This window comes from Bailinhaonella thermotolerans (genome assembly GCF_003594875.1).
Lineage (GTDB): Bacteria > Actinomycetota > Actinomycetes > Streptosporangiales > Streptosporangiaceae > Bailinhaonella > Bailinhaonella thermotolerans.
Window position 1 is genome coordinate 455,031 of record NZ_QZEY01000005.1, and the last position, 15,597, is coordinate 470,627.

A 15,597-nucleotide genomic window follows, 5' to 3' on the forward strand; every position below is an offset into this window, starting at 1 on the left:
CTAATCGCGCCGGAAAACCAGTGTGGTGCGGCCAAGCGTCACGCGAGTCCCGTCGTGCAGCGAGACCCGGCGCACCGGCTGGCCGTTGACGAAGGTGCCATTGGTCGAGCCTAGGTCGACGAGGACCACCTCGCTGCCTTCCACCCTCAGCTCGGCGTGGTGGCGTGAGACCCCGGGGTCGACGAGACGCAGATCACAGTCGGTCCCGCGGCCCAGCAGAGTCACCGGAGTGGTCATCTCGTACGAGCGCTGGCTGCCCGGATCGTCCGCCGTGGAGACCAGGAGCCGCGGGCGTCCCGCGAACCCGCCCCCCGGCGACGGCACATCGCTCGGCGGCTGGCGCACCTCGCCCTGCTCGACCGTGGCGCCGCGGATCACGCCCGACCGGATGCGGAACATCCCGGTCGTCAGATCCTCGGCGTTCTCGAAACGCACCCGGACCGGTCCCACGAAGGAGTAACCCTGCTCCTTGGCGTACTCCCGGGCGAGGTTGGCGAGCTCGTGGCTGATGCTGTCGGCGTAGACCTCAAGCCGCTCACCGTCGGCGAGTGAAAGTTCCACCACGAAGTCGTTGGGAACGAGCGTGCGGCCCTGTGCCACGATCGCCGCTCGTTCGTCCATCTCCCGCTGCACCGCGCTGGCGACCTCGACCGGCTGAAGCTCCGACTTGAACGCCCGCGCGAAGGCACCCTCAACCAGACCCTCAAGCCTTCGCTCGAAGCGTTGCAGGACTCCCACCGGGTACCTCCCTTCCGCATCGTCTAGGACGATCGTATCCGGGTTCCTCCGTGCCCGGTTCTGAGGTGGCGCAGGATTCGTGCTAACCTTTGTCGGCACCCAGGGGCGGGTGGCGGAACGGCAGACGCGCACGGTTCAGGTCCGTGTGTCCGAAAGGACGTGAGGGTTCAAATCCCTCCTCGCCCACACAGGCGGGTCGCCGCGGAAGCGGCAGACCCACAGTGACGAAACAGACCCCGGTTCGCAAGAGCCGGGGTCTTTTTCTTTCGTACGGCAGGCCAAGCCCGGCAAAAGGTAAAGATTCGATAAACCTGGAGAAGCCGGGACGCCAGGGCGCGTGTGTGCTTCCAGGGACTCGTACGCCGGGGGATGAACCGCCACAGAGCGGACGGGAGACGTGCGAGGCGCGTCTGGAGGGCGTGCGTGCCCTCCGCGGGCGTCAGTCCTCTTCGCAGTCGACGGGGTCGTCGGGGGCGATCCGGCTCAGCATGTCGGTGAGCAGGACGCGCTCGGCCGGGCTCAGGCCGGCGAAGAGCTCGCGCTCGACCTCGGACACCGACCGCTCGACGACGGACACCACCTCGCGGCCGCGCTCGGTCAGCTCCACGATGTGCCTGCGCCGGTCCGACGGCTCGCGGCGGCGGCGGGCCAGCTCCCGGCGCTCCAGCTCGTTGAGGATCGACACCAGCACGCTCGGGTCGACCTGGAGGGCCTTGGCCAGGGAGAGCTGGCTCATCGCCCCCGACTCCGACAGATGCAGCAGGGCCAGGCACTGCCGCGGCTTGAGCCCGGTCACCGACATGGCCGCCTGCATGCGGGCGTTCACGGCGAGCCCGAGGCGCGCCAGCGTGAAGCCGAGGCAGCCCATCGCGCCGGCGTGCTGTTCGGTGCGGAGCTTCTCGGCGGCCATGTCTCACACCCTACCCAAGTAAGCGATCCGACTCCTTCAATCATTGACACACTTCAATGATTGGCTATAGTCAAGCACATGTCCGAGGTCACGCCGAGCCGGGAGGCTCACGCCGATTCGCCGCTGATGGCCGAGCTGCTGTGGGTGCACGACTGGATCCGCCGCGATCTGCGGCGGTGCCAGGAGCTCGCCAGGGCGGTCCGGGCGGGCGCCGCGGCCGACCAGGTGCGAGCCGAGGTCCGGGAGCTGCGCACGGCGGGCCCGCTGTGGCGGCTGCGGGCCGGGTGCCTGCGCTACTGCGCGCTCGTCCACCACCATCACCGGCTGGAGGACGCCCACATGTTCCCCGCCCTCCGCCGCTACGCCCCGGAGCTCGCCACGACCCTCGACCGGCTGGAGCGCGACCACGCGGAGGTCTCCGACGTGCTGGACGAGGTCGAGGCGGCCACCGAGACGCTCGCCGGAGACGGCGGCGAGCGGCTGGCCGCCGCGCTGGACCGGCTCGCCGATCACCTGCTGGACCACCTCGACCGGGAGGAGCGCGCCGTCGCCCCGGTCTTCGCCCGGAACCGGCTGACCATGGACGACCTGTTCTCGTGACCTGCCCCGATCCCCTCTGGCACGAAAGGAATCGACATGCACCTGCTCCGAGTCGACGCGAGCATCCAGCGGGAGTCGTCGGTGTCCCACGCGGTCGCCGACAGCTTCCAGCGCGCGTGGACGGCCCTGCATCCGGACGATGAGGTGACCGTGCGCGGCCTCGACCCCGACCCGCTGCCCTACCTCACCCTGGAGCACGTCCTCGCCGCCGCCACCGAGGCCGACCGGCGCACGGCCGAGCAGCGGGCCGCCGTCGCCGTCGGCGCGGAGCTCGTCGACGAGGTGCTGGCGGCCGACGTGGTGCTGATGGCCGTGCCGCTCTACAACTGGGGCGTCCCCGCCCTGTTCAAGAGCTGGCTCGACCACGTCCTCAACGAACCCCGCGTCGCCGCGGCCCAGGCCCTGTTCGCCGGCCGGACCGGCGTGGTCGTGAGCGCCCGGGGCGGCTCCTACCGGCCCGGCGCGCCCCGCGAGGGATGGGATCACGTGGAGCCCTATCTCCGCCACGTGGTGGGCGAACGCCTCGGCCTCGACCTGCGGATCATCACCCCCGAGTTCACCCTCGCCGACGTCAAGCCCGAGCTGGCCATGTTCAGGGACGAAGCCGCCCGCTCCCTGGCCGACGCCCACAAGGCCGCCGAACACCTGGCCGCCGCCCTGACCCCCGCCCCCTCCCTGACCCCCTGACCCGGCACGCCCCCGTTTCCCGACGCCACGGCGACTCGTGCCCGGACATGTCCTCGTACGGCGGGGCCGTGGCTCGTCACGGGCCCCCGAGGCCGGTCGTAGGGCGGGGCCGAGTCACCCGATATAGGGGTCCGTCCGGCCTTCCACGAAGTGACGGAGACGCAGGCGCTGGGTCGGGTGCATGTCCAGCGCCGCCGTCTCCTCGGGACGCAGCCAGCGGACCTCGCTCGCCTCATCGCCGGGACGAAGGGTTCCGCCCACCGGGCGCGCCAGAAAGCAGATGTTGAACTGCTGGCGCACCTCGCCGTCGTCGTAGGCGATCACATGTCGGGGATCGCTGTAGATACCGATCAGCCGCACGATCTCCACGGAGATCCCCGTCTCCTCGGCGACCTCGCGAGCGACGGCCTCGGCGATCGTCTCCCCTACGTCCATGACCCCGCCGGGCAGGGCCCACAGCCCGCTGTCCCGCCGCCGATGCAGCAACACCCGTCCCTGCCCGTCCACCACCACCGCCGACCCCCCGGGCACGAGGGAGTTGGCCTCGGGAGCACCGGGATCGTCGTAGTAGTCGACCCGCCCCATGGGCCATCCACCTCCGGCGGCGGGGTCTTCCTCAGACCCGGTGGTCGAAATCGCCGGCCTTCACGGCGAGGGTGAAGGCACGCCACTCATCGAGTGAGAAGCGGAGGGTGCCCCGGCCGGGTCCTTGGAATCGCGCACCGCGACGAGCGAGCCGTTGCCGTCCTCCTGCCCGGCTCCCCGGCGATCTGTCTCGACTGAGGCGATCTCCACGCAGTTGCTGCCGCCACCGCTGTGGCTCGACTTGCGCCATCTGATCACTTGTACTCCTCGGCCGCCGTCGCCACCAGCGTCCTGCTCTGCTCGGGCGTGAGGGCGGCTTCTTCGATGAGCTTGAACGCGAGCGTATAGCGCGTGTGGGCGGCCACGTGTCCGGAACAGGTAGGGCGGTACGTCGAAAGTGCTCTTCGGTGGGTGGGAGGGCCGGACTAGCCTGAAGGCTGCGACGTGGTTCAGGAGGTGCAGGACCATGCCTGACGGCAGCACGCCCGACGAGACGACTCGTCGCATCGGTCAGAACGTCCGCATGTTCCGCCGCTACCGGGGGCTCCCGATCGGGACGCTCGTCGACCTCATCGGGCGGTCCAAGGGATGGTTGTCCCAGGTCGAGAACGGCAAGACGCGGCTGCGCCCGGTCGGGTGCATCACTCGCCGCTGATCCGCGAACTCGTCGCCGACCTGGTGATCCGGGCCCGGCGGCGCGCGGAGGGCCGTGAGCTGCGCGGGCTCGCGTGGCGCATGGGCGTCATCTGACGCCGGTTCACCTTCCTGAACCTCCCGGCCGGAGGCGCGGCTCGGCGTCGGCGCGAGCGCGAGCGGAGATGAAGGCGTCCTGTGGCCCTCGGGTGTTCTCGGCCACGACCACCCCTCAGACCCCGTCACACGCCGGCAGGTCATCCGTCGCGCCGACCTCGCCCAGAGCCGGGAAGGAGCAGAGATGACCACGGCCCGGGCGCGCGCCGAGCGGGAACGCCGCGAGCGCGAGGAGCGGCGCCCTGCGGTGGACCGCCCGTCCGCATGAGCGATCGCCGCCCCCGGGAGCGGGGACGGCCGATCGGCGGTCGCTCGTAGGTCTGCCGGTCCTGCCGGTCCTGCCGGACTCGTCAGCCTGGTGAGTCCGTCAGCCTGGTGAGTCCGTCAGCCTGGTGAGTCCGTCAGTCTGGGGAGTTCGCCAGCCTGGTGGGTCTTGTCAGCTCTGGGGGCTGGTGAGGGTCTGCTCCAGGGAGCGGCCGTCGGTGAAGGTGTGCCACAGGGCGTGGAGCTTCATGATGCGCTGGAGGTTGGGGCGGCCGTTGGTGCCGTCCGCGTCCACGAGCGTGGGGCAGGAGACCCCGGGCTGGTTGCCCCAGGAGTAGGCCATCTCGAAGGCCGGGTTCGGGAGCAGGCGGTGCCAGATGAGGAGCATCGTGATCATGTCGCGCTCGGACGGGAGGCGGTAGCCGTTCTCACCGCCGGTGCAGTCCTGGCCGAAGGTCTGGTACTTGGGGACCATGACCGCGCGCGGGATGCCCGCCGCCTCGGCCTTCTTGAACTCGCGCTCGATGAGGCCGAAGTCGCACTGCTGGAGCCAGGGGCGGCAGGGGTAGGGGTTGATGCCGACGTAGTCGACGTGGGAGCTGGCCGGGGCCGCCTGGGCGTACGCCGTGTCGGCGGCGACGATGAAGGACTTCTGGCGCGGAGCCTTGGCCCGGATGTAGTCGGCGCGGCGCTGGATCTCGCCCAGCACCTCGGGGCACTCGGCGACCAGCGGCTCGTCGGAGATGAACCAGCCGAAGACGCGCGGGTGGGCCGCCAGCCGGTCCACGTGCTGGGTGAACTCCTCCCAGGGGTACTGGAACTCCGAGCACTGCGTGTTGCCCGCCCAGATGAGCGCCTGCGCGCCGGCCGGCAGCGCGTCGATGTGCTCCTCCCACGGCCCCACGTCGAGCAGGTCGAAGCCGACCGAGGCGGCCTTCGACCACTGCTGCGGGTCGTCGCCGAGGTTGAGCGTGGCCTGCCGGGTCCGCCGGAGCCCCGTCGCCTCCTCGGGGGAGGCCGGAGCGGTCGCGGACGTGGGGGCGGGTGCCGGTGCGGAGGTGGGCGTCGGTGTGGGCTCGGCGCTCGCGGGAGCGGTGAGGAGCCCGGCGGTGACGATGGACAGGACGAACCAGAGAACTGGCCGCTTCTTCACATGTGCCTCCCGACATGCTGGATCACCGTGAGCGGCGTGGTGATCACCCCGATGCTCCTGCGAGGTTAGTCATGGAAGGCGGCGAATTCCTAGATCATCCGGAGAAGCGTAAGAAATTCAAAAATGCCGCGAAGAATGGGATTCGCCCCAAAGCGGGAAATAACGGCAGTAACTCCTGTGGCCGGGGGGCGAGCCCTGGCCGCGTCCCCCCGGAGCGCCGCCGTGGACGCTCCGGGGAGCGCGGGACGTCAGTCGCCGGGGAGTTCGCCCAGGCGGACGTTCGCGGTGGATTCCTGGCCGTTGCGGCTGTACTGGACGCGGGCCGTGTCGCCCGGCTTGAGCCCGGCCAGGGCCTCGGAGAGCTCCTGCGTGGTGGGCGTCTCCTTGTCGTTGACCGCGAGGATGACGTCGCCGGGGCGGAGACCGGCCTTCTCGGCGGCGCCGCCGGGCTCGACCTGGGCGATGCTCACCCCGGCCGGGCGGCCCGAGCGGTCGGCGACCGTGACCACGCGGACGTTCAGCGCCGCGCGATTGGTGTCGGTGACCCTGCCGTTCTGGATGAGCTGGCGGGCCATCTCGGTGATGGTGTTGCTCGGGATGGCGAAGCCGATCCCGGGCGCGGCGCCCTCGCCGAGTTCGGGGTCCCGCGCGGCCAGCGTCGGCATGCCGACGACCTCGCCGGACAGGTTCACCAGGGCCCCGCCGCTGTTGCCGGGGTTGATCGGCGCCGAGGTCTGGATCATGCCGGTCATGGTGGCCCCCTGGCGGCCGCTGCGGTCGCCCGGCTCGGTCACGGTGCGGTCCAGGGCGCTGACGATGCCGTTGGTGACGCTGCCCGACAGGCCGAGCGGGTTGCCCATGGCCATCACGATCTGGCCCACGCGGAGCCTGCCGGAGTCGCCGAAGCGGGCCGGCTGGAGCTGCGAGGCGCCCTCGACCCGGATCACCGCGAGGTCGCCGCCGGGGTACGTCCCGACGAGGCGGGCGCTGAACTGCCTGCCGCCGCTGGCCAGCCGTACCTGGAACGTCCGGGAGTCGCCGACCACGTGGGCGTTGGTCACGACGTGACCCTGCCCGTCGAGGACGATGCCGGAGCCGAGGCCGGACTCGGTGTTGATCTGCACGACAGAGGGCAGCACCTGGCGCACGACCTGCTCATAGGCCCGTTCCAGCGCGACGGCGTCGCCCGGCGGGGCCTGGGTGGCGGCCGGGGCCGCCGGGGCCGTCGTGCGGGCCGCCACCGGCGCCGCGGCCTGAGGCGAGGCGCCGCCCCCCGCGCAGGCCGTCGAGACCGCGATCACCGCGGCCGCGGCCAGTCCTGCCCCTGTCAACGTACGCGTCTTCATGAAGCACCCCCTGCGAGGGTCCCTACCCACACGATGCAGTGAACGTCATGCCGCGTAAGAAGCGCGTTAACCGCGCCCCTGTCCTGACGACGTGTGAAAGGGCCAGGTGGTTCCGGCTTCGGCGGCGCCGTTCCAGGCTCGGTGGCGGGCCGGGCGGCCGCGCGTGACGGCCGCCCGGGGGTTCTCAGGCCGCGGCCGGGGCCGTGTCGAGCAGCGGGCCCAGCAGGTCCGAGAGGCTGACCAGGCCGACCACCCGGCCGTCGGGCCGGACGACCAGCCCGAGCTGCGACCGCGCCTCCCGCAGGTCGGAGACCGCCTGGATCACCGGCATCGAGCAGGGCAGGCGCGGCAGCGACCGCGCGGCCTCCCTCGGCGAGCACTCCGGGTCCACCAGGGCCTCGCGCGCGTGCACCACGCCCAGCACCCGGTCGCCCTCGGTGACCAGCACCCGCAGGTGACCGCTGCGCCGGGCCGCCTCAAGCACCTCGGGGGTGCCGGCGTCGGCGGGCACCGAGGCGGCGGCGGAGATCGGCACCATGACCCGCTCGACCGTCATCGACTCGACCCGCAGCGCGCGGGTGAGCAGGTCGTGCTCCTCCCGGTCGAGCAGGCCCATCCGCCCGGACTCGGCGACCAGGATCGCGAGCTGCCCGGACGTACGGCTGACGCCCAGCTCGTCGCGCGCGTGCACGCCGACGAGCCGCAGCAGGCCGTTGGTGGCGGCGTTGAGCACGCGCAGGACCGGCCGCATGACGACCAGGAACCCCTGGAACGGCAGCGCCAGCCACAGCGCGGCGCGGTCGGGGGCGGTCAGCGCCCACGACTTGGGCGCCATCTCCCCCACGACCATATGCAGGAACGTCACGATCGCCAGCGCGATCACGAACGCGATCGGGTGCTGCGCCGCGGGCGGGAGGCCGACCGCCGACAGCAGCGGCTCCAGCAGGTGCGCGATCGCGGGCTCGGCGACGACGCCCAGGCCCAGCGTGCACAGCGTGATGCCGAGCTGGGCGCCGGCGAGCATGAGCGACAGCTCGCGCACGCCGCGCACGGCCGTGCGGGCGGCCGAGCGGACGACCCGGCCGCCGCCCGCGGCGAGCTGCTCCAGGCGGTGGCGGCGGGCGGAGACCAGGGCGAACTCGGCGGCCACGAAGAAGCCGTTCCCGGCCAGCAGCAGCACGCCGATCAGCAGCGAGAGCCAGATGTTCATCGCTCACTCCCGAGGGAGGTGCGGCTCAGGCTCGTCACGGGCTGCGCCAGCGACAGGTGCAGGATCGAGGGCACGCGCCGGTTCACGGCCGCGACCGTCAGGACGGCCTCGGCCGGCTCCAGGTCCTCGGCGAGCAGGTCCTCGGCCGGCAGCTCCAGGCGCACCTCGTCGCCCTCGACGGGCAGGCGGCCGAGCAGGGCCAGGACCAGCCCGCCCACGGTCTCGTAACCCTCGCCGCGCGGCAGCCGTACGCCGGTGGCGCGCTCGGCCTCGTCGAGCCGGAGCACGCCGGCCAGCACCCACGAGCCGTCGGGCAGCTCGGTGACGCCGGGGGGCTCGGGGTCGTTCTCGTCCACGATCTCGCCGACGAGTTCCTCGGCCATGTCCTCCAGCGTCACGACGCCGGCGAGCCCGCCGTACTCGTCGATGACGCAGGCGAACTCCTCCCCGGCGTCGCGCATCTGCTGGAGCAGGCTGGGCAGCGGCGCGGTCGCGGTCACCAGCAGCGGCGGGCGGGCGATGTCGCCGATCGTGGCCCCGGGCCGTTCGACCCAGGTGAGCAGCTCGCGGACGCCGAGCACGCCGAGCACGTCGTCGGAGTCCTCACCGAGCACGGGGTACCGCGAGTGGCCGGTACGGCGGAGCGTGGCCAGGGCCTCGTCCACGGGGCAGCGGGCGCGCAGGGACACGACCTCGGGGCGGGGGACCATGACGTCCTCCGCGGTCATGTCGCCGAAGTCCAGCGCGCGGTCGAGCAGCTCGGACAGGTGGTGCGGCAGCTCCCCGGCGCGCTCGGACTCGGCGATGATCCGGTCCAGCTCCTCGGGGGTGGCTCCGTGCTCCACCTCCTCGACGGGCTCGACGCCGACGCGGCGCAGCAGCCGGGTGGCCGCCGAGTCGAACAGCCGGATCACCGGACCGGCGATCTTCAGGTAGAGGAGCGTCGAGGAGGCCAGGGCCTTCGCGACGGGCTCGGGGCGGGCGATGCCGAGGTTCTTCGGCGCCAGCTCACCGAAGATCATCCCCAGGATCGTGGAGATGATCAGGCCCAGGGCCAGCGCGATCGCGTCCGTGGCGGACGGCGGCACGCCGAGCGCTCCCAGGCCGGGGGAGATCACGTCGGCCACGGCGGGCCGCGCGATGAAGCTGACGATCAGGGTCGTCACGGTGATGCCGAGCTGGGCGCCCGAGAGCATGAAGGAGAGGCGGCCGGTGACGGCCAGCGCGCGGGCGGCCGCCTGATCGCCCGCCTCCGCCTGCTGGCGGAGGGCGGACCGGTCGGCCGCGACGAAGGCGAACTCCTGGGCGACGAAGTAGCCGGTGAGGACCGTGAGGAGGAGTACGGCGAGAAGGCCGAGGGCGGCGTTCATCCACGCCCTCCGGCGGCGCCGAAGCGGGCGGGGGTTCCCGTGCCGGGGCACGGGCGTCTATCGCCTGGGTCCGAAGCGGACACGACCATCCTTCCTGACGTAGGGGTTACAACCGTAACGATCGTGAGAGCCGTGATGTTTCCCCTGGTCCTGGAGTCATGCCGAATGTGTATTCAGACGTGGTGCGGGGCAGCGGATCGGGGCGATAGTTTGGCGCGTTATCTAAACGCGACATACGGTCGTGGTGATAGCGAGGCCGGCGCCGGGGACCTGCGGCGCCGTGAGAACAGGGGGTCGCGGCATGGGTGACTGGCCCGAGGGCTGGACTCGCGGGGACAGGCGGGGCGAGGAGCCGTCGCCCGACGACCGCACACAGATCATGCCCCGCGACTCCGTCCCGCGTCGCCCCTCGTCGGGGACGCGCAAGCCGCTGCCCCGCAGGGAGGAGTACGGCGCCCCGCCCGAGGCCCCGACCCGCGAGTACGGCCGCGACCGCGTCCCCGAGCCGCCCCGCCGCACCACCTCGGCGGCCGCGCCGGGCGGCGCCACGCCCCGTACGGCCGGGGGCGGCGGCCGCCGTACGGGCCAGGGAGGCCAGGGGGGTTCGGGCGGCGGCGGGTTCCGGCCGCCCCGCCGTACGTCGTCCGGGGGATCGCGGCCGCGCGTCAGCGGGCGGACGGTGCGGCGGGGGCTGCTCGTCGCGCTCGTGGCGCTGCTGGTGCTCGGGGTCGCCGGGTTCGTGACGCTGGACTCCAAGCTGCACCGGATCGACGCGCTGGCCGACTACGACGGCCGCCCGGCGGAGACGCCCGGGCAGGACTGGCTGCTGGTCGGGTCCGACAGCCGCAAAGGGCTGAGCGCGGAGGACCGCAAGAAGCTCGCGACCGGCCGCGCCGCCGGGCAGCGCACGGACACGATGATGCTGCTGCACATCCCCGAGGGCTCGGGGAGGCCGACCCTGGTGTCGCTGCCGCGCGACTCCTACGTGTCGATCCCCGGCAAGGGCCGCAACAAGCTCAACGCCGCCTACACCTTGGGCGGGCCGAAGCTGCTGGCCCGCACGGTGGAGACGGTGACGGGGATCCGGCTCGACCGGTACATGGAGATCGGGTTCGCCGGGTTCGTGGGCATCGTGGACGCGATCGGCGGCGTGGAGCTGTGCCCCAAGGAGTCGATCAAGGACCCCAAGGCCGGGCTGAACCTCAAGAAGGGCTGCCAGGTCATGGACGGGCCGACCGCGCTGGGATACGTCCGCACGCGCGCCACCGCCCGCGCCGACCTGGACCGGGTCAAGCGGCAGCGGCAGTTCTTCGCGGCGGTCGTGTCGCAGGCGACCTCGCCCGGGGTGCTGCTCAACCCGTTCCGGTCGGTCCCGCTGGCGTTCAGCGCGGCCGACGCGGTCAGCCTGGACGGCTCGGCGCACGTCCACAACCTGGCCGGGCTGGCGTTCGCGATGGGCGACGGGCCGATCACGACCACGGTCCCGGTCGCGAGCACCCCCACGCTGCCCGGCGTCGGCTCGGTGGTGCAGTGGGACCGGGCACGGGCGCTGCGGCTGTTCGAGGCCCTGGCCGCCGACCGCGAGGTCCCCAAGGACGTGCTGGTCACGAACTGAGCCCGGTTAGGACGGCAGGTGTCCTGACCCGTTCCTAGAGTCCTCCCCGAAGATCGCTTCCGACGGGAGAGAACTCGTGACCATTCTCGTGACGGGCGCCACCGGGAACGTCGGCCGCCACCTCGTGACCCGGCTCGCCGGGACGGGGCACCACGTCCGGGCGCTGACCCGCGACCCCGCCCGCGCCGCCTTCCCGGAGGGCGTGGAGGTCGTCCGCGGCGACCTCGCCGTGCCGGAGACCGTGGCCCCGGCGCTGGAGGGCGTGACCGGGCTGCACCTGATCACCTTCGGCGGCGACGACTACGCCGAGCTGACCACCGGGCCCGAACTGGCCTCGCTGGCGGCCGGGGCGGGCGTGCGGCGGATCACCGTGCTCGCCGGAGACGTCGAGGAGTCGCCGGTGGAGAAGGCGCTGCGCGACGCCGGCCTGCCGTTCGCGCGGCTCGCGCCGGTGGAGTTCATGGCCAACGCGCTGTCCTGGGCGGACCAGGTGCGCGCGGAGGGCGTGGTGCGCGAGCTGCCGGACCGGCACCTCAGCCCGATGATCCACGAGGCCGACATCGCGGATGTGGCGGCGGTGGCGCTCACCGAGGACGGCCACGGCGACCGGGAGTACTGGCTCACCGGCCCCGAGGCGCTGACCATGCGCGACAAGCTGCGCATCCTCGGCGAGGCGGTCGGCCGCGAGATCGAGCTGGTCGAGCTCACGGTGGACCAGGCTCGCGAACGCTGGCGGGCGGAGGGCTACGGCGACGAGGACATCGAGTTCTTCCTCCGGATGTGGTCGAACCCGCCGGAGGAGGCCCGCGAAGTCCTGCCCACGGTCGAGGAGGTCACCGGCCGTCCCGCCCGAACCTTCGCCCAGTGGGCCCGCGAGAACGCCGCCGCCTTCCGCCCCTGACCCCCGCCTGCGCGCCCCGCCGCCGCCGCGCGACCCGAGCCCCGCCGCCCGCCGTACGGCCTGGGCCCCGCCGTACGGCCTGGGCACTGTCGGACGGCGGGCGGCAGCCGTACGGCAGGGGGAGGCCGGGGCACGGGGCGAGGGGTGGCGGGAAATGCGGGAGAATGCGGACTCGTGAGGCTTTCCGAGGAACTGCACCGGATCGGGCGACCCCTGCTCGACGCCCAGCTCGCCCACCCGACGGTCGCCGGCATCGCGCGCGGCGACCTGCCCGAGCCGGTGTTCCGCTCCTGGCTCGAACAGGACTACCTGTTCCTCCTGGACTACGTGCGCGTCTTCAGCCGCCTCGCCTGGCAGGCCCCCGACGCGCACCTCGGTGACCTGGTGGACCTCGCCCACGCGACCTATCACGACGAGCTGGAGCTGCACCGCTCCCTGAGCGCCGAGTTCGGCGCCGACCTCGGCGGGGCGCGCAAGGGCGGCCCCTGCGAGGCGTACACCGCCTTCCTCCTCGGCTCGGCGGAGAACTACGCGGAGGGCCTGGCGGCGCTCTACCCCTGCATGTGGGGCTACTCCACGCTCGGGGCCATCCTCGCGAAGAACCCGCCGGACGAGCCCCGCTACCGCCGCTGGATCGACACCTACGCCGACCCCGGCTTCGCCGCCCTCACCGAGCGCATCGCGCAGATGATCGACGAGTCCGAGCCCGGCACGGAGGCCGGCCGCGCCCGCTCCCACGCCCTCTTCCGCGAGGGCATGGCCCACGAGCTCGCCTTCTGGGACGTCCCGCTCTAGACCCCCCGGATCTGGAGGCACGGACGGCCCCGCTCAGAGGAGGACTTCGAGTTCCAGCTCGTGGCGGATGGGGATCGCGTCCCGGCCCTTCTGGTCGCCGGGGTGGGTGTTGCGGTGGAGGGCGGCCAGGTCCCAGCCCCGGGCCTGGTAGAAGCGCAGCCCCTCGATGTTGTCGTTGGTGAGGGTCTGCCAGAGCCGGGTGCAGCCGTTGGACCGGGCCTGGGCGGTCACCGCCGACAGCAGGGAGGTGGGCACGCTCAGGCCGGGAAGCCGGGAGTGGGTGGCCAGGAGCCGGCAGTGGTCGCCGTCGAGGCTGTAGACGGCGAAACCGACGCGCTCAAGACCGTGGTGGGCGACGAACGCCGCGGGATCGCTGATGTAGCCGAGCCCTTGTATCCAGGACCGGTCGTCATCGGTCGCGGGGCGCACTGAAAGCAGCACGCGCATAACCTAGTACCGGTCGGACGGGATTCGGCAGGGGTCGCGGGGCATCGATTTCCGCCGGTTACCCTGGCGACATGCCGGAACTACCCGAGGTCGAGTCGCTGGCGGAGTTCCTGCGGGCGCACGCCGTGGGACGCACCGTGGCCGGTGTGGACGTCGTGGCCTTCCAGGCCCTCAAGACCGTGGACCCGCCCGTCAGCGCGCTGGCGGGCCTCACCGTGACCGGCGTCGCGCGGCACGGCAAGTTCCTGGACCTGGACTGCGACGGGCTGCACCTCATCACCCACCTGGCGCGCGGGGGCTGGCTGCGCTGGCGCGCCGACCTGGGCTCGGTGCGCCCCGCCCGCCCGGGCAAGGGCCCCCTGGCCGCGCGCGTACGGCTCGCGCCCGAGGGCGACGAGCCCGAGGCCGGGTTCGAGCTCACCGAGGCGGGCACCCAGAAGCGGCTGGCGATCTACGTCGTGCACGACCCGGAGCAGGTCCCGGGCATCGCCGGGCTCGGCCCCGACCCGCTCGCCCCCGGATTCACGGCCGAGACCCTGGCCGGGCTGCTCCGCGGGCGGCGCACCCAGGTCAAGGGCCTCCTCCGGGACCAGAAGGTGATCGCGGGCATCGGCAACGCCTACTCCGACGAGGTGCTGCACGCCGCGAGGATGTCCCCGTTCAAGATCGCGGACAAGATCACCGAGGACGAGGTCCGGGTGCTGCACGACGCCATCGTCACCACGCTGCGGGAGGCCGTCGAGCGCAGCCGCGGCCTGGCGGCCAAGGACCTCAAGGCCGAGAAGAAGTCCGGCCTGCGCGTCCACGGCCGCGCCGGGGAGAAGTGCGACGTCTGCGGCGACACGATCAGGGAGGTCTCCTTCGCGGACTCCGCCCTGCAGTACTGCCCCACCTGCCAGACCGGCGGCAAGCCCCTCGCCGACCGCCGCCTCTCCCGGCTCATCAAGTGATTCTGGTCATCGCCGAGTAAAAGCCGCGGATCGCCGCACTGCGCTACCTTGCCGACCATGGAGTGGCGACAAGACCCGCACGGCACCCCCGGCTCACCCGCCCCGCAGGGCGGCACGCCGGGCACCCCCTCCCAGCCCGGTCCGTACGGCGTCCCGCCCGGTCAGTCCGGTCCGTACGGCGGGCAGCCCCCCTCGGGCCAGACCGGCCCGTACGGCGTGAGCGGCGGAGGGCCGTACGGCCCGCAGCCCACCCCGGGGCAGACCGGACCCCTGGGGCGGACCGGGAACACCGGGCAGTACGGCGGCGGCTATCGCATGCCCGGCCAGCCCGGCCAGCCCGGTCAGCCGGGGCAACCTGGCGAGCCCGGTCAACCTGGGCAGCCCGGCGGGTACGCGGCGGGGCCGTACCAGATGCCGGGCCAGCCGACCGTGCCCGGGACCACCCGCCCCCGGCGCGAGCGCAACAACGCCATGATCATCGCGTTCACGCTGGTCGGCGCGCTGGTGCTGACCGCCGGAGCGCTGGGCTTCGTCGTGCTCGGCAACGACGGCGACAAGGACCCGGACCCGGGCAAGGCCCTCCCGCAGTTGATCGACACCCCGGCCCCGGCCCAGACCGCCGGCCCGGCGACCAGCCCGACCGCCGCCGGCAGCCCGCCGCCGATCCCGACCCCGAACCCGCCGCCCCCGATGAAGCCGACCGTCGCGGGCTGGCAGGCCGTCTTCTCCACCAAGCGCCAGATGGCGTACGACGTCCCGTCCCGCTGGCAGGTGAGGACCCCCACGACGATCATCGGTTTCGAGGACGCCGACGGCAAGCCGCTGGTCGGCATGAGCGGCGCCGCCAAGCTCTACAAGGGCAAGTGCGGCGGCGAGGACCGGTCGCTCGGCGGCGCGGGGGTCCAGGAGGCAGACTCGAACGACTCCGCCGCCGTCGCCCGCTTCTTCGCCGGGCTCTGGGCCGACGCGGCGTACCGGACCGAGGACGATGAGCGCCCGCAGGTCACCCTGGGCCCGCCCAAGCCGATCAAGCTGGACGGCCGCAAGGGCCGCGTCGTGACGGCGACCGCCGTGCGCGCCCGGAGCGAGAAGTGCGAGCCCCCGCGCGGCCAGGTCTACGTGGCGGCCATCCCCAAGGCCGAGGGCGACGGCAACGTGGTCCTCATCATCTACGCCCACCGCGGCGTCGCCGACTCCATCCCCGAGTACGAGATCAACAAGATCATCTCGACCTTCCGCGACGCCACCACCTGACCCCGCCCGTCGTACGGCCCGG

The 15,597-nt window shown here is 72.6% G+C and carries 17 protein-coding genes and 1 tRNA gene; 9 read left to right on the forward strand and 9 right to left on the reverse strand.

Going from position 1 to position 15,597, the window contains the following annotated elements:
• Complete coding sequence (locus D5H75_RS17480; protein ID WP_119927507.1) at positions 1-738, reverse strand: FhaA domain-containing protein; 738 nt, start codon at positions 736-738, stop codon at positions 1-3.
• 103 nt (positions 739-841) lie between these two features.
• Here D5H75_RS17480 and D5H75_RS17485 point away from each other — a divergent pair.
• Positions 842-924 (forward strand) — tRNA-Leu (locus D5H75_RS17485).
• A gap of 253 nt (positions 925-1,177) precedes the next feature.
• On the opposite strand, the gene D5H75_RS17490 is transcribed toward D5H75_RS17485, so the two are convergent.
• Positions 1,178-1,648: a MarR family winged helix-turn-helix transcriptional regulator gene (locus tag D5H75_RS17490; RefSeq protein WP_119927508.1), complete on the reverse strand. Its 471-nt coding sequence runs from the start codon at positions 1,646-1,648 to the stop codon at positions 1,178-1,180.
• A gap of 78 nt (positions 1,649-1,726) precedes the next feature.
• Here D5H75_RS17490 and D5H75_RS17495 point away from each other — a divergent pair, with 78 nt between their 5' ends.
• Both D5H75_RS17495 and D5H75_RS17500 read left to right on the forward strand, forming a co-directional pair.
• Positions 1,727-2,248 carry a hemerythrin domain-containing protein gene (locus tag D5H75_RS17495; RefSeq protein ID WP_119927509.1) on the forward strand — a complete coding sequence of 174 codons (522 nt, stop codon included), beginning with the start codon at positions 1,727-1,729 and terminating at the stop codon, positions 2,246-2,248.
• Positions 2,249-2,284: 36 nt separating this feature from the next.
• Positions 2,285-2,935 carry an FMN-dependent NADH-azoreductase gene (locus D5H75_RS17500; RefSeq protein ID WP_119927510.1) on the forward strand — a complete coding sequence of 217 codons (651 nt, stop codon included), beginning with the start codon at positions 2,285-2,287 and terminating at the stop codon, positions 2,933-2,935.
• A gap of 114 nt (positions 2,936-3,049) precedes the next feature.
• Here D5H75_RS17500 and D5H75_RS17505 read toward each other — a convergent pair whose 3' ends face one another.
• Positions 3,050-3,520, reverse strand: a complete 471-nt coding sequence (locus D5H75_RS17505; protein ID WP_119927511.1) for an NUDIX domain-containing protein — start codon at positions 3,518-3,520, stop codon at positions 3,050-3,052.
• A gap of 60 nt (positions 3,521-3,580) precedes the next feature.
• Positions 3,581-3,778 carry a DUF397 domain-containing protein gene (locus D5H75_RS43160; RefSeq protein WP_242454302.1) on the reverse strand — a complete coding sequence of 66 codons (198 nt, stop codon included), beginning with the start codon at positions 3,776-3,778 and terminating at the stop codon, positions 3,581-3,583.
• Between the two features lie 208 nt (positions 3,779-3,986).
• Between D5H75_RS43160 and D5H75_RS17515 the strand changes: the two genes are divergently transcribed.
• Positions 3,987-4,175, forward strand: coding sequence for a helix-turn-helix domain-containing protein (locus D5H75_RS17515; RefSeq protein ID WP_119927513.1), 189 nt, complete (start codon positions 3,987-3,989; stop codon positions 4,173-4,175).
• Positions 4,176-4,706: 531 nt separating this feature from the next.
• On the opposite strand, the gene D5H75_RS17520 is transcribed toward D5H75_RS17515, so the two are convergent.
• The 4 genes from D5H75_RS17520 to D5H75_RS17535 all read right to left on the reverse strand — a co-directional run bounded on the left by D5H75_RS17520 (position 4,707) and on the right by D5H75_RS17535 (position 9,613).
• Positions 4,707-5,687: a hypothetical protein gene (locus D5H75_RS17520; protein WP_119927514.1), complete on the reverse strand. Its 981-nt coding sequence runs from the start codon at positions 5,685-5,687 to the stop codon at positions 4,707-4,709.
• A gap of 248 nt (positions 5,688-5,935) precedes the next feature.
• On the reverse strand, positions 5,936-7,033 hold the full coding sequence (locus tag D5H75_RS17525) for a S1C family serine protease (RefSeq protein ID WP_119927515.1): 1,098 nt from the start codon (positions 7,031-7,033) through the stop codon (positions 5,936-5,938).
• A gap of 184 nt (positions 7,034-7,217) precedes the next feature.
• Positions 7,218-8,243: a hemolysin family protein gene (locus D5H75_RS17530; RefSeq protein ID WP_119927516.1), complete on the reverse strand. Its 1,026-nt coding sequence runs from the start codon at positions 8,241-8,243 to the stop codon at positions 7,218-7,220.
• On the reverse strand, positions 8,240-9,613 hold the full coding sequence (locus D5H75_RS17535) for a hemolysin family protein (RefSeq protein ID WP_119927517.1): 1,374 nt from the start codon (positions 9,611-9,613) through the stop codon (positions 8,240-8,242). Before D5H75_RS17535 ends, D5H75_RS17530 begins: the two co-directional genes overlap by 4 nt.
• 301 nt (positions 9,614-9,914) lie before the next feature.
• On the opposite strand from D5H75_RS17535, the gene D5H75_RS17540 reads away from it, so the two are divergent.
• The 3 genes from D5H75_RS17540 (at position 9,915) to D5H75_RS17550 (ending at position 12,924) form a co-directional block, all read left to right on the forward strand.
• Complete coding sequence (locus D5H75_RS17540; RefSeq protein ID WP_202638241.1) at positions 9,915-11,228, forward strand: LCP family protein; 1,314 nt, start codon at positions 9,915-9,917, stop codon at positions 11,226-11,228.
• 76 nt (positions 11,229-11,304) lie between these two features.
• On the forward strand, positions 11,305-12,129 hold the full coding sequence (locus tag D5H75_RS17545) for an SDR family oxidoreductase (protein WP_119927518.1): 825 nt from the start codon (positions 11,305-11,307) through the stop codon (positions 12,127-12,129).
• Between the two features lie 174 nt (positions 12,130-12,303).
• A complete protein-coding gene (locus D5H75_RS17550; protein WP_119927519.1) occupies positions 12,304-12,924 on the forward strand; it encodes a TenA family protein in 621 nt (206 codons plus the stop codon).
• A gap of 33 nt (positions 12,925-12,957) precedes the next feature.
• Here D5H75_RS17550 and D5H75_RS17555 read toward each other — a convergent pair whose 3' ends face one another.
• The gene (locus tag D5H75_RS17555) at positions 12,958-13,365 is read right to left on the reverse strand and encodes a GNAT family N-acetyltransferase (RefSeq protein ID WP_147425195.1); all 408 of its coding nucleotides are present in this window, start codon (positions 13,363-13,365) and stop codon (positions 12,958-12,960) included.
• A 77-nt stretch (positions 13,366-13,442) separates the two neighbouring features.
• Between D5H75_RS17555 and D5H75_RS17560 the strand changes: the two genes are divergently transcribed.
• Both D5H75_RS17560 and D5H75_RS17565 read left to right on the forward strand, forming a co-directional pair.
• Positions 13,443-14,321, forward strand: a complete 879-nt coding sequence (locus D5H75_RS17560) for an Fpg/Nei family DNA glycosylase (protein WP_119927521.1) — start codon at positions 13,443-13,445, stop codon at positions 14,319-14,321.
• A 57-nt stretch (positions 14,322-14,378) separates the two neighbouring features.
• Positions 14,379-15,575, forward strand: a complete 1,197-nt coding sequence (locus D5H75_RS17565; RefSeq protein ID WP_147425196.1) for a DUF8017 domain-containing protein — start codon at positions 14,379-14,381, stop codon at positions 15,573-15,575.
• The last annotated feature ends 22 nt before the right edge of the window (positions 15,576-15,597 follow it).